This is a genomic window from Paenibacillus sp. NPDC058071 (genome assembly GCF_042885235.1).
Taxonomy (GTDB): Bacteria; Bacillota; Bacilli; order Paenibacillales; family Paenibacillaceae; genus Pristimantibacillus.
The window spans coordinates 311,731-324,332 of record NZ_JBHVSK010000003.1 but is presented as its reverse complement, the minus strand read 5'-3'; the positions used below and the strand labels follow the sequence as shown (position 1 = coordinate 324,332).

General features: G+C 50.9%; 11 protein-coding genes and 1 riboswitch. Of the genes, 8 read left to right on the top strand and 3 right to left on the bottom strand.

Annotation, left to right across the window (positions count from 1 at the left end; all coding sequences use genetic code 11):
* Positions 1 to 192 precede the first annotated feature (192 nt).
* The 4 genes from ACFVTB_RS06890 to ACFVTB_RS06875 all read left to right on the top strand — a co-directional run bounded on the left by ACFVTB_RS06890 (position 193) and on the right by ACFVTB_RS06875 (position 3,484).
* Complete coding sequence (locus ACFVTB_RS06890; RefSeq protein WP_387746697.1) at positions 193 to 1,311, top strand: sulfate ABC transporter substrate-binding protein; 1,119 nt, start codon at positions 193 to 195, stop codon at positions 1,309 to 1,311.
* A gap of 40 nt (positions 1,312 to 1,351) precedes the next feature.
* The gene (gene cysT, locus ACFVTB_RS06885; RefSeq protein WP_387746695.1) at positions 1,352 to 2,200 is read left to right on the top strand and encodes a sulfate ABC transporter permease subunit CysT; all 849 of its coding nucleotides are present in this window, start codon (positions 1,352 to 1,354) and stop codon (positions 2,198 to 2,200) included.
* Positions 2,201 to 2,212: 12 nt separating this feature from the next.
* On the top strand, positions 2,213 to 3,103 hold the full coding sequence (gene cysW, locus ACFVTB_RS06880; RefSeq protein ID WP_387746694.1) for a sulfate ABC transporter permease subunit CysW: 891 nt from the start codon (positions 2,213 to 2,215) through the stop codon (positions 3,101 to 3,103).
* A gap of 144 nt (positions 3,104 to 3,247) precedes the next feature.
* Complete coding sequence (locus ACFVTB_RS06875; protein ID WP_387746692.1) at positions 3,248 to 3,484, top strand: YezD family protein; 237 nt, start codon at positions 3,248 to 3,250, stop codon at positions 3,482 to 3,484.
* A 120-nt stretch (positions 3,485 to 3,604) separates the two neighbouring features.
* On the opposite strand, the gene ACFVTB_RS06870 is transcribed toward ACFVTB_RS06875, so the two are convergent.
* On the bottom strand, positions 3,605 to 3,751 hold the full coding sequence (locus ACFVTB_RS06870; RefSeq protein ID WP_387746690.1) for a YqzM family protein: 147 nt from the start codon (positions 3,749 to 3,751) through the stop codon (positions 3,605 to 3,607).
* A 148-nt stretch (positions 3,752 to 3,899) separates the two neighbouring features.
* Between ACFVTB_RS06870 and uvrC the strand changes: the two genes are divergently transcribed.
* Positions 3,900 to 5,804, top strand: coding sequence for an excinuclease ABC subunit UvrC (gene uvrC, locus ACFVTB_RS06865; RefSeq protein ID WP_387746688.1), 1,905 nt, complete (start codon positions 3,900 to 3,902; stop codon positions 5,802 to 5,804).
* A gap of 735 nt (positions 5,805 to 6,539) precedes the next feature.
* On the opposite strand, the gene ACFVTB_RS06860 is transcribed toward uvrC, so the two are convergent.
* Positions 6,540 to 8,153, bottom strand: a complete 1,614-nt coding sequence (locus tag ACFVTB_RS06860) for a CPBP family intramembrane glutamic endopeptidase (protein ID WP_387746686.1) — start codon at positions 8,151 to 8,153, stop codon at positions 6,540 to 6,542.
* Between the two features lie 286 nt (positions 8,154 to 8,439).
* Positions 8,440 to 8,620: riboswitch (cyclic di-AMP (ydaO/yuaA leader) on the top strand.
* An 83-nt stretch (positions 8,621 to 8,703) separates the two neighbouring features.
* Between ACFVTB_RS06860 and ACFVTB_RS06855 the strand changes: the two genes are divergently transcribed.
* Both ACFVTB_RS06855 and ACFVTB_RS06850 read left to right on the top strand, forming a co-directional pair.
* Positions 8,704 to 10,044, top strand: coding sequence for a TrkH family potassium uptake protein (locus tag ACFVTB_RS06855; RefSeq protein WP_387746684.1), 1,341 nt, complete (start codon positions 8,704 to 8,706; stop codon positions 10,042 to 10,044).
* 15 nt (positions 10,045 to 10,059) lie between these two features.
* Complete coding sequence (locus ACFVTB_RS06850; RefSeq protein WP_387746682.1) at positions 10,060 to 10,722, top strand: potassium channel family protein; 663 nt, start codon at positions 10,060 to 10,062, stop codon at positions 10,720 to 10,722.
* 64 nt (positions 10,723 to 10,786) lie between these two features.
* On the opposite strand, the gene ACFVTB_RS06845 is transcribed toward ACFVTB_RS06850, so the two are convergent.
* On the bottom strand, positions 10,787 to 11,668 hold the full coding sequence (locus ACFVTB_RS06845; protein WP_387746680.1) for a LysR family transcriptional regulator: 882 nt from the start codon (positions 11,666 to 11,668) through the stop codon (positions 10,787 to 10,789).
* A 253-nt stretch (positions 11,669 to 11,921) separates the two neighbouring features.
* Here ACFVTB_RS06845 and ACFVTB_RS06840 point away from each other — a divergent pair, with 253 nt between their 5' ends.
* Positions 11,922 to 12,593 (top strand): succinate dehydrogenase cytochrome b558 subunit, encoded by a 672-nt coding sequence (locus tag ACFVTB_RS06840; RefSeq protein WP_387746679.1) that lies wholly within the window; start codon positions 11,922 to 11,924, stop codon positions 12,591 to 12,593.
* The last annotated feature ends 9 nt before the right edge of the window (positions 12,594 to 12,602 follow it).

Genomic DNA, 12,602 nt, shown 5'->3' with positions numbered 1-12,602 from the left:
ATAGTTGCTTTAAATAATAAATCCTTATCAATCATATAAATTTTTACCATTTTTCTATTGACAGGTTGGCGGAAACACTGGTAGAATTCTTCCATAACCAACTAAACAGGTAGGAATAATCTTTTAACTACCGGACCACCGGAGCCGCAAGCTTATTCATCTGTCACAAACAAATAAGGGGTGTGTTGACTTATGAAGAAACGTACTGCCATTCAATCTGCCGTTTTAATGCTAGTCATGGCTCTGGTGCTTGGCGCATGCGGCTCGAACGGAAGCTCAAGCAGCAACGGCGGAAACAAATCAGCTACGAACCCGCCTGCTGCAACTGATAATACGTCTGGAGCAGCTGCAACGGATAAGCCGAAAGAAGATTTGAAGCCGGTTGAATTGTTGAACGTATCCTATGACCCGACTCGGGAATTATATGTTGCTTATAATGAAGCTTTTTCGAAATATTGGAAAGATAAAACCGGCCAGCAAGTGACGATCAAGCAGTCGCACGGCGGTTCGGGCAAGCAAGCGCGCGCCGTTATCGACGGTTTGAAAGCAGACGTTGTAACGCTGGCGCTTGGCTACGACATCGACTCGCTGGTGGAACCGGGCCTTCTGAAAGAGGATTGGCAGAAGTCCTTCGAGCATAACAGCGCGCCTTACACGTCGACCATCGTCTTCTTGGTCCGCAAAGGCAATCCGAAAGGCATTCAAGATTGGAACGATCTGATTAAAGATAAAGTTGAAGTTATTACGCCTAACCCGCAAACATCGGGCGGAGCGCGTTGGAACTACCTGGCTGCTTGGGGCTATGCCTTGAAGCAGAACAACAATGACGAAGCGAAGGCGCAGGAATTTGTGAAAGAGCTGTACAAACATGTACCGGTTCTGGATACCGGCGCTCGCGGATCGACGACGACGTTCGTTGAGAAAGGTATCGGCGATGTGCTGCTTGCTTGGGAAAACGAAGCGTTCCTCTCAGTCAAAGAATTTGGCGAGGACAAATTCGATATCGTGTATCCAAGCTTGAGCATTCTGGCTGAGCCGCCTGTTGCAATCGTCGATAAAATCGTCGATTCGAGAGGTACGCGAGACGTTGCGAAAGCTTATCTGGAATACTTGTACTCTGATGAAGGACAGGAAATCGCAGCGCAAAACTTCTATCGCCCAATTAATCAAGAGATCGCCGATAAATACAAAGATACGTTCAAGCAGCTTGAGCTGCTGAAGATCGACGATTTTGGCGGCTGGAAAACAGCACAAGAGAAGCATTTTAACGCTGACGGCATCTTCGAGAAAATCTATACGCCGGGTTCGTAATCATTATGAGAGAGATATGCGGAAACGGAGCTGACTTCTCATGAAAGGTTCCAAATCGGGAAAATCGAAATCGAAAAACGTCCTGCCGGGCTTTGGTTTATCCATGGGCTTTACAATTGCCTATTTAAGCTTGATTGTCTTAATTCCGCTGGCCGGGGTATTTGTGAAAAGCTCCGGTCTTAGCTGGAACGAATTTTGGGCGATCGTCTTAAATCCGCGTGTGCTGGCCTCGTACCGAATTAGCTTTGTAACCGCGTTTTTGGCGGCTTTCGTCAATCTCGTATTCGGTCTGCTCGTCGCCTGGGTGCTCGTTCGCTACCGTTTTCCAGGCAAACGGTTTATCGACAGTCTCGTCGATTTGCCGTTTGCGCTGCCGACGGCGGTAGCCGGCATCGCGCTCACTGCGATTTATGCGCCGAACGGCTGGGTCGGTTCGCTGCTGGCGCCGCTAGGGCTTAAAGTTGCTTATACGCCGCTCGGTATCACGATTGCGCTCATTTTTATAGGCATTCCGTTCGTTGTCCGTACCGTGCAGCCGGTGCTGCAGGATTTCGAGAAAGAAACGGAAGAAGCGGCGGTTATGCTGGGCGCTTATCGGCTGCGCACGTTTTGGAAGGTTGTCTTGCCCGAGCTGATGCCAGCGTTGTTAACAGGGTTCGCGCTGGCGTTCGCCCGAGGCATTGGCGAATATGGCTCTGTCGTCTTCATTTCCGGCAATATGCCGATGAAGACGGAGATCGCCCCTCTGCTCATTATGACGAAGCTTGAGCAGTTCGATTACGAAGGCGCTACCGCTATTGCAGTCGTTTTGCTTGTCGTATCGTTCTTGCTTCTGCTGCTCATCAATTTCTTCCAATGGCGAATAAACCGCCGGACGGTCGGAGACTAGGAGGGAAAGTCTATGGCAGGAGCCGTAACCGCTCATTTATCAGATGAAGCGTCTGTTCGACCGAAGCATATTACCGAGCCGCCATTCGTCAAATGGCTGCTAATCGTCATTGCCTTGCTGTTTCTGGGACTCGTGGTTATGCTGCCGCTCGTTTCGGTATTTGTCGAAGCGTTCAAGAAAGGGTTCGAAGTATATACGGCTGCGATAACTGATCCTGACGCGCTGTCCGCTTTAAGACTGACGCTGCTTGTGGCCGTCATTGCGGTACCGCTTAATACGCTGTTCGGCGTTGCAGCCGCATGGGCGATCAGCAAGTTCCGTTTTAAAGGCAAAAATATACTCATTACGCTCATCGACTTGCCGTTCGCCGTCTCGCCGGTCATTGCCGGTATGATCTACATTCTAATGTTTGGAGCGCAAGGTTTTCTAGGGCCGTGGCTCGATGAACGCGGCATTCAAATTGTGTTTGCGCTGCCGGGCATCGTACTGGCAACCGTCTTCGTAACTGTGCCATTTGTCGCCCGTGAGCTCATTCCGCTCATGCAGGCGCAAGGCGTTCAGGAGGAGGAAGCGGCGGCTAGTCTCGGCGCAAAAGGCTGGCAAATCTTTTGGCGCGTGACGGTTCCCAACATTAAATGGGGATTGCTGTACGGCGTCATCTTGAGCAATGCGAGGGCGATGGGAGAGTTCGGCGCCGTCTCGGTCGTATCCGGCCATATTCGCGGGGAGACCAACACATTGCCGCTCCATATCGAAATCTTGTACAACGAGTATCAGTTCTCGGCTTCCTTTGCAGTCGCTTCCTTGCTCGTACTGCTGGCGGTCATTACGCTGCTGGCAAAAGCGTTGTTCGAATGGAAGACATCACAGCGGAAATCGTCTGATCGCGCAGAAAATGAATAAACGGCGAATAGCCGTAAAAAAAATAACATATTGACCGCTATTGGGACATTTATAGCGAAGAAGAGGACTCTTTCTGACGAAGAGGGAGTCCTTCCTCTTCCTCTATAATCCCCAGTAAGTCGGTTATAATGGAGGGAAATAATAATGGCAAAGCCTTTGGAATTGGATCAGCAGTGGCTGGACAGAATCTCGGAACAGGTGAACGGTCTTCAGTACGGCTCCGTTATTATTACAGTGCATGACGGGCGGATCGTGCAGATCGACCGTACGGAAAGAACCCGTTTCGACCAGCCCTCCCATAAGCATGTACAGCATGAGCAGCAAAACAAATCACGCGAGTCGGGCGGCAACTCGGCCGAATCGATTCGCGCCGTAAAATAAAGAAAGAAGCTTCGCTCGGAGGAAATCCGGGTGAAGCTTCTTTTAGTTATGCGCTTTTTAAAAAAACAGCTGCCCCGCTTAGAAACGCGGGACAGCTGTTTTTTTGCGTCGAGTATTCGTTTAGGAAATGACGAATTTCACAATGACCGCAACTGCGAAAATGACGGTCATCAGACCAAGCATGCCGCCAAATCCGAATATAACGTCTTTCAAATCGTCGCGCGGTTCTTCGTTATAATGTTCGCGCGGGTCTCTAACGTTTTCCATCTATGACGCCTCCCTTGAACGCAATTCAGCTTTATATAGTATACCCAACATTCCGAATAATTGTAAAGCAAAAGAGAGGATAAATGTAAAGCGAAACGGCTTCCTTCTATGCTAAAATGAAGGGTAGGAAAGTTACGGGAGGGAAAGCATGGACGAGCAACAGCATAACAAGGCGGCGGGACATGCCGAAGCCGCCGAACGGATACGAAATAAACTTGCGCTGCTCCCGGATCAGCCTGGCTGTTATTTAATGCGGAACGATGCGGGCACGATCATTTACGTCGGCAAGGCGAAAATTTTGAAAAACCGGGTTCGTTCCTATTTCAACGGTACGCACAACGGGAAAACGCAGCGACTTGTTTCAGAAATTCGCGATTTTGATTTTATCGTTACGTCCTCGAATATGGAGGCGCTCATTTTGGAGTGCAACCTGATTAAGCAGCATCATCCTCGCTACAACGTGCTGCTGAAGGACGATAAAACGTTTCCTTATATTAAAATTACGCATGAAGCTCATCCAAGGCTGGAGGTAACCCGGCGGGTCGTCAAAGACAAAGGCAAATATTTCGGCCCGTACCCGAACGCCTTCGCAGCCCAGCAAACGAAAAAGCTGCTTGACCGTCTGTATCCGCTGCGCAAATGCAACACTCTGCCTGATAAGGTTTGTCTTTATTATCATTTGGGACAGTGCATTGCACCTTGCGAATTCGAAGTGGAGCAGCACACGTATGATGAAATGATTCAAGAAATAACAAAGTTCCTAAACGGCGGTCATGATGTCGTTAGAGGAGATTTGCAGGCGAAGATGGAAGCGGCCGCCGAAAAGATGGAATTCGAGCGGGCAAAAGAGTATCGCGATCAAATCGTCGCGATCGACGCGGTCATCGAGAAGCAAAAAATTACGATGAGCGACGCGCTTGACCGCGATATTTTTGGTTATGCGACGGAGAAGGGCTGGATGTGCGTACAAATTTTGTACATGCGCCAAGGCAAGCTGATCGAACGGCGCGGTTCAACCTTCCCTTACTACGGCGAGGAATACGATGACTTCATGACTTTCGTTACGCAGTATTACAGCGACAATCCGGCGCTGCCGAAGCAAATATTGCTGCCGCAGCCGCCGGAAGAAGAAGAACGAAACGCTGCCGGAGGAGATGCTGCAGCAGCCGCAGAGCATATCGACCACGATGCTTACGCCGATGAAGTGATCGCTTCGCTTCATAATTGGCTTAAAGTGAAAGTCCATATGCCGCAGCGGGGGAGGAAAAGTGAAGTCGTGGCAATGGCCACCGACAACGCCCGTATTGCGCTGGCGGACAAGTTCAGGCTGATCGAACGGGACGAGGAACGAACGGTGAAGGCAAGCGAAGGTCTGGCCGAATGGCTTGGTCTGCCGGAGGTTCGCCGCATCGAAGCGTTCGACAACTCGAATATTCAAGGTACAAATCCGGTTTCGGCGATGGTCGTTTTTACAGACGGCAAGCCGGATCGCAAAGAATACCGCAAATATAAGATTAAGACCGTCGTCGGACCCGACGATTATGAAACGATGCGTGAAGTCGTCCGGCGCCGGTATGAACGGGTGTTGAAGGACCAGCTTGCTGCTCCCGATCTGATCGTCGTCGACGGCGGAAAAGGCCAAATCTCCGCCGCGATCGACGTGCTTCATAACGAGCTCGGGCTGCATATCCCGGTATGCGGCCTCGTGAAAGACGCAAAGCATAAGACGGCGCAACTGATGACCGGCGAGCCGCCGGAGATCGTACCGCTGCCGCGGGATAGCCAAGAGTTTTATTTGCTTCAGCGCATCCAAGACGAGGTGCACCGATTTGCCATTACGTTCCACCGCGAGCAGCGCGGCAAATCGATGATTGCCTCTCAACTGGACGCCATTCCGGGCATCGGTGAGAAGCGACGGAAGCTGCTGCTGAAGCACTTCGGCTCGATCAAAAAAATTCGCGAAGCTGCGGTAGAAGATTTCCGGCCACTCTCAATTGGCGATAAGCTGGCGTCGCAAATATTAGAAGCGTTAAATGAGGAAAAGCCTTCATAAAACAAATAGGCCAGGCTACCCCAGTTGAACTCGGGCGGCCTGGCCTATTTGTTGAGCGGAAGTGGTGACCTTACTATTGGACGAGGCAGAATGGGCTGTGCTCGGTCGTCAAAACATGTCCTTCACACTGCTGTAACGGCCAAAACGGCCGTTAAAGCGAAGAAAAGCGTGCGAGTGTGCGAAATAGCGGCCAAAATGGCCGTTGGACGAGGCAGAATGGGTTGGGTTCGCTCATAACAGGCACTTCACACTACTGCAACGGCCAAAACGGCCGTTAAAGCGAAGAAAAGCGTGCGAGTGTGCGAAATAGCGGCCAAAATGGCCGTTGGACGAGGCAGAATGAGTTGGGCCTGGTCAAAACAGGTCCTTCACACAGCTGTAACGGCCAAAACGGCCTTTACAGCTAAGAAAAGTGCGCGAGTGTGCGAAATAGCGGCCAAAATGGCCGTTGGACGAGACAGAATGGGCTGTGCCCGGTCAAAACAGGTCTTTCACACTACTGTAACGGCCAAAACGGCCGTTAAAGCGAAGAAAAGTACGCGAGTGTGCGAAATAGCGGCCAAAATGGCCGTTGGACGAGGCAGAATGAGTTGGGTTCGCTCAAAACAAGTCCTTCACAATACTGCAACGGCCACGACTCCAAGGCCTCTACAAACGCGTCAGTGACCGCCGCCGCACCAGCATAAACAACCGTCATCCTTCATATTCGAAAGGATGACGGTTGTTTTGTTCCCGCTACTTATTCAGCGCAGCAGGCTGTCGTGGATGCCGGTTGCGATGCCACGCCCGAATGACCCAAGCGATCGGCACCGGCAGAATGATGTAGATAATGGCCGCTGTTACGTTGACTGTCCCGCCGACGCCGACTAGCGAGAGTGACATGAGCAGGCTGTCGAAAATGGCGTGTGTAAAGACGGCGGTCACGAAGCCGTAACGCAGGAAGATATAACAGAAAATCAAGCCGATGATGATAAGCTCGATTACGCGCGTATAGAACGGAAAGATTGGATAGCCGACATGACCAATCGCCCACATAACAGTCGGGATCAGGCATGCGATGAACGTGTTGCGGAACCAGCGCTTGAAGATGGCAACGCCAAACAGCCGGTAGATTGCTTCTTCGGATATCGCTGCGCACCAGGCGAGCATCGGCATTATCCAAAGGACGCTCATGTTATATGGCGATTGAGTCGCATCGCTGCTGGACCAAGAACCGATCGCATTTTCCAGTACGAGAAAAATAATCGATTGAATGCCAAGCAAAATAATTGCGAACAAATAGGACAGGCCAACGCTGCGCCAGACGTGATCGCCGTAGCCGCGTTCACGGAACCCGGACCAAAGCGGCTTTTTCCAAGAGCGCCACATGCCGTCGCCGGCAACAAGCGAGAAGTAGACGGCAACGCCGATGGGCAGCAGCATGAGGGCGGTTACGAACATCATCGCAATCTCCGAGGAACGAGTGGTCGCTTGCTCGCCTAGCTGTGCTTTAACACCGTCTAACAGGTTTAAGTTATTAAAGATATAGAAAAAAGTGAAAATCAGACTGATCGCGATTCCCCGCTTAAAAGTCGTATTACGCCGGTACAAAACCGCGTAAATGATTGCGAGCACCAGCGTGAACACGTACATGTAGATCAGGCTGACAACAGATATAGAGCCTGCAATATCCTGCTGTTTTTTAACGTGGGCCGTATAGTCGGCAGGCGGTTCAAATACAGGCTTATAACGCGTAACCGTCCACTCGTCTCCGTTCAGCTGCCGGACGCCGACAGTCAGGTTCAAGGAGGCGTCGGCCAGCTTATAGCCTGACGGATGGAAAACGACCTCTCCATCGTCGTTCACGTAACGATCGGTCAACTGCTCTTTGCTAAAGCCTTTCGAAACGGCGAAGCTTTCGGCCGCGGCAATCAGCGGCTGTTCATTCACGGCAAATCCCGTTTTCCAATGCCAGCCGACGATGCTGCTGCTGGTCATATGTACGTAGATGAATGCGTTGCTGCCGTCCTCCAGCTTCAAATGCACTTGAAACGCATCGGTTGGAAAATTGCTGCTGTATTTTTTTTCATATTCCCCGAGCTTTTTTTCTTTGGAGAAATAACCGCTTGCCAAGCTGTCGGTTTGATGGATGACATCGGCACTCTGCGCCGCTAGCCCGAACTGCTGTTTGGAAAAGGAGCGGGCAGCCGCTTCGGCTTCGCTTTTGGCAATCGCTTTAGCGAATGTTACATCGCTGGAAGCTTCCCCGCCGGCCAACGGAATGAGCTGTGCTGCGATAAATATAAGCAAACCGATAAGAGCGGCTACTATAAATCGCTTCCAATCATGCTTTTCAATGGAATGAATCATGCTTCACCTCTGACTTTAATTTCGCCCTGCGGCTATTGAGCCCTTGTTTTCAATGCGTAATGGACAGCCATTCTGTAACAATAACATATGACAGTCTGAAATATCCAATGCTTGACAGCCGCAAATCTGGTTAAAAGGTTTGAAAACGAGAGAAATAACGACATTGGGACAGCGTTGAACGTCTCACGAATCAAGGGCGGGCTAATTTGAACTAATTTCGGCGAAATTCTGCTATTTGCTTGGTTGGTAAAACGAATGAAATAGGATTATAATCGTTATCGATAATCGAATAGAACAGCCGAATTTCCGTTGGAAAACGGGGGAACCATAACGCTGCCGGCTTGTCCGTCAGCACGGGGTGAATTTCGGCGGCGCGCATTCGTCATACGAAGCGAACCGCTCGAATAGGGCCGCCTGTCCAGGCCCGAATCCGTCAGCTAACCTCGCAGGCTGTGTGGAACAGGAACTCATCGCAGCGGCATTGAGCGTCCGGTGCTTTTTTTATGCCCAAATTACACCATAACGGCTCTACAGCCGGGGAGCGCAATCCATGTTATCCTTTTTTGATATTCGCAAATGGTCGCCGCCGCGGATCCTTGTATCCGGTTTTGCGGTCATTATTTTAATAGGCGCTGTACTGCTGATGACCCCTCTCGCGCTAAGCGAAGGCGCGGAGCTTCGTTTTCTCGACGCTTTGTTTATGGCTACATCTGCAGTTAGCGTAACCGGGCTTGCCGTTGTTGATACCGGCACGTTCTTCTCGACGCCAGGGCAGATCATTCTGCTGCTGCTTATTCAAATTGGCGGATTGGGCTTCATGACGACGGGCACGCTGATCGCCCTCATGCTGCGCAAACGAATTTCGCTGAGGGAGCGTCTGATTTTGCAGGAAGCGATGAATCAGACGAGCATGCAGGGCATCGTGAAGCTGGTGCGCAAAGTCATTGTCTATTCGCTTTTGATCGAAGCGTCCGGATGGCTGCTGCTTTCTATCCGCTTCGCTTTTGATATGCCGCTCGGAAAAGCGATATACTTCGGCCTATTCCATTCCGTTTCGTTGTTCAATAACGCCGGCTTTGATATTTTCGGCCAGTTTCGCAGTATGACGGACTATGTCGGCGATCCGCTGATTAATATTGTGTCTATGTTGCTTATTGTTTTAGGCGGTCTCGGCTTCGTTGTCATCTCGGATTTGCTCGATTGGCGGAACTGCCGCAAGCTGACGCTGCACAGCAAAGTGGTCCTTACGACTACCGGCCTGCTTATCGCAGTTGGGGCGATCGTCATTTTTATTTTCGAGTTTTCAAACGCGAATACGCTCGGTTCCTTGAATGCGGGCGAGAAAGTGCTTGCTTCTCTCTTCCAGTCAGTTGCGCCCCGCACAGCTGGAGCGAATACGCTCGATTATTCGGCTATGCGGCAAGCGACTTTATTTTTTACCGTTATATTGATGTTTATCGGTGCGTCCTCAGGCTCGACTGGCGGCGGGATCAAGACGACCACGTTCGCTACGCTGATCGGAGCGGTGCTGGCCATGGTGCGCGGACGGCAAGATATCGTGATGTTCCGTTATCGGCTGGCGAAAGACCGGATTTATAAAGCGCTGACCATTACGATGCTGTCGGTGGCGCTCGTCATTTTCGTCACGATGCTGCTCTCGACGACGGAAGATCAGCAGTTTATGAAAATATTGTTCGAAGCGACATCCGCTTTCGGCACGGTTGGTCTATCCGCCGGTTTGACGCCGCACCTGACCGATTTCGGACGAGTGATTATTATGTTTACGATGTTTGCCGGCAGGCTTGGCCCGTTGACGCTTGCATATGCGCTCGGCCCAAAAACAGAGAAAGAGCTGTACCGGTATCCCGAGGGGAAAATTACGATCGGATAGGGGAATGGGAGAGGAATGAAGAATCACCAGTTTGTCATCGTCGGCCTCGGCAGATTCGGGTCCAGCTTGGGGAGAGAGTTGATTCAGCTTGGGCATGAGGTGCTTGGCATCGACAAGTGCGAAGAAGCGGTACAGGAGATGAGCGACGTGCTTACGTACGCGGTTTCAGCTGATTGTACGGACGAAGAGGCGCTGCGCTCACTCGGCGCGCGTAACTTCGATTGCGGCGTCGTGGCGATTGGAGACGATATTCAAGCGAGCATTTTAACGACGATATTATTGAAGGATTTGGGCGTGAAGCGGGTGGTGGCCAAAGCAATGAGCGAATTGCATGGCCGTGTGCTGGAGAAAATCGGAGTCGACCGCGTCGTCTATCCGGAGCGGGATATGGGTATCCGGGTAGCGCATCAGCTCGTATCGCCAAACCTGCTCGATTATATCGAATTGTCGAAGGATTACACGATCGTCGAGTTGACCGTGCCGAAGCAGATGAACGGCAAGTCGCTCAAGGAGCTCAATCCAAGGGCGCGTTTCGGCTGCAGCATCGTTGCTATAAATAAGCCAAGCGGCATTATTATTGCTCCTACGGCGACGGATACGCTGATGGAGCGCGACGTCATGGTTGTGATCGGGACGAATGATCAAATCGAGCAGTTTGAAGATGCGGTAATCAGGTGAAGATAAGGACAACGGCTACGCGACGCCGTTGTCCTTTTCATTGATACATAGCCGGGCGGCGCTATTATTTGCGGGCCAGCTCTTCAATCCAGCCTCGTACACCCGGATCGAGATAGGCCGGGTCGGAATGGATGAGGCAGGTCGTTCTTTTTGTATCCTCCAGTTCACGGATCGAGACGACGGTCAGCTCGTTGTCCTCGATCATTTGTTTGCGGAGATAAGAATGAGGGAGCAGGGTGGCGGCGCGGCAAGTGTTGAGCAGTCGGAGAATCGCTTCGAACGAATCGATCTCCATTTTTACATCCGGCAGCAGGTTGTATTTGGCGAGTATCTCATCCGTCAGCTTCCGATACCACGTTCCTTTAGAAAATAAAATCATTGGCAATTCGTTCAAATCTTGAATGCCCAGCTCTTGCTTGTCGACGAGTGCAAGACTCGTCGGCAGGACGAGCAGCAGATGATCGTCGAACAGAGGGACGCAGTGCAGCTGCGTATCCTCAATACGCGAAGCGACGAGCGCAATGTCGGCTTTGTTTTCGCGGACGAGGTTGACGATTTCATGCGTTTTGCCAGTTACCGCCTTGATGTCGAATTCCGGATGGCTGTCGTTCAGCGCCTTAATGAAATCGGGCAGCGTCGTTTGCAGCGTCGTGAGACTGGCCCCAATTGTGATCGATGTACGCCCTTCCTGAGCGAACTCGGCGACGGTGCTCATGAACCGGCGATGCATTTGCCCTAGCTCCAGCGCGTATTCGTAAGTGAGCTGTCCGATTCTCGTCAGTTCAAGCCGTTTGCCGACTCGCCGAAACAGCTGCACGCCGATATCTTCCTCCAGCTTAGCGATTTTTCGCGATAAGGCGGGCTGGGACAGGTTGAGTACGGCCGCGGCTTTGTTCATGCTGGAATGCTCGACGATTGCGACGAACATATTCAACTCTTCAAGCATAGGATAATCTCCTTCTATTAATAATAGAATGCACCAAGCGTGACCAGAAGAACAGCTGAAAACGATCTCTTATGCAGAAAAGTTATAATAAATTATAATAAATATGCAATTCCATTATAAGCTGAAAAGGAGTAGGATTGAAAGTGTGACCAAATCGTGTCATCTTTTGTTGACGCGCTTACAGGCCGGGGGTAAAATGTAGGATGGTTTGTACAATTGTGCGTATTTACAGTCTAGAAAGGAGAAGTACTTAATGAAAGGAAATTCGTATTACTGGCGCAAGCTTCACTCTTTGCTTGGGGTGATTCCGCTCGGCGGGTTTATTCTCGTACACGCGCTCACTAACTATCAAGCATTCGAGCGCGGGCCGGAAGGATTCGCGAACGGCGTGCATTTCATCAACAGCTTGCCGATCGTTCCGATCCTTGAAGTTTTCGGCATCTACCTTCCGATTCTGTTCCACGGAATCTACGGCTTGTACATGGCCTATCAGTCCAATCTGAACTCGGGTCAATACAGCTATAGCCGCAACTGGGCGTTTACGCTGCAGCGTATTACGGGGGTAATCACCTTTATTTTCGTTTTCTGGCATGTATACCAAACTCGCTTTCAAGTGTTCGTGGGCAACATCACGCATGAAGATCTCGGCTCGACGATGCATGATATCGCGACGAATCCGCTGTTCTTCATTTTCTATGTCGTAGGCGTACTGGCTGCGGTATTCCACTTCAGCAACGGCTTGTGGGCATTCCTGATTAGCTGGGGCATTACGATTTCCCCGAAAGCGCAAAAAGTTTCTTCCTATATTTGCATGATCATTTTCGTACTCGTATCCGCGCTGTTCATTCTTTCGCTTACGGCGTTCACGGGCGACGAATTCAAAGAAGCAGCAAGTGCCGCTCTGGCATGGACGAATATCGGCTAGTTTGAAGAC

Excerpts from the sequence above, each read along its gene's own strand:
- cysT (WP_387746695.1), top strand. The coding sequence starts at position 1,352 with ATGAAAGGTTCCAAATCGGGAAAATCGAAATCGAAAAACGTCCTGCCG.
- ACFVTB_RS06855 (WP_387746684.1), top strand. The coding sequence starts at position 8,704 with ATGTTATCCTTTTTTGATATTCGCAAATGGTCGCCGCCGCGGATCCTT.
- uvrC (WP_387746688.1), top strand. The coding sequence starts at position 3,900 with ATGGACGAGCAACAGCATAACAAGGCGGCGGGACATGCCGAAGCCGCC.
- cysW (WP_387746694.1), top strand. The coding sequence starts at position 2,213 with ATGGCAGGAGCCGTAACCGCTCATTTATCAGATGAAGCGTCTGTTCGA.
- ACFVTB_RS06860 (WP_387746686.1), bottom strand. The coding sequence starts at position 8,153 with ATGATTCATTCCATTGAAAAGCATGATTGGAAGCGATTTATAGTAGCC.
- ACFVTB_RS06870 (WP_387746690.1), bottom strand. The coding sequence starts at position 3,751 with ATGGAAAACGTTAGAGACCCGCGCGAACATTATAACGAAGAACCGCGC.
- ACFVTB_RS06845 (WP_387746680.1), bottom strand. The coding sequence starts at position 11,668 with ATGCTTGAAGAGTTGAATATGTTCGTCGCAATCGTCGAGCATTCCAGC.
- ACFVTB_RS06850 (WP_387746682.1), top strand. The coding sequence starts at position 10,060 with ATGAAGAATCACCAGTTTGTCATCGTCGGCCTCGGCAGATTCGGGTCC.
- ACFVTB_RS06875 (WP_387746692.1), top strand. The coding sequence starts at position 3,248 with ATGGCAAAGCCTTTGGAATTGGATCAGCAGTGGCTGGACAGAATCTCG.
- ACFVTB_RS06840 (WP_387746679.1), top strand. The coding sequence starts at position 11,922 with ATGAAAGGAAATTCGTATTACTGGCGCAAGCTTCACTCTTTGCTTGGG.
- ACFVTB_RS06890 (WP_387746697.1), top strand. The coding sequence starts at position 193 with ATGAAGAAACGTACTGCCATTCAATCTGCCGTTTTAATGCTAGTCATG.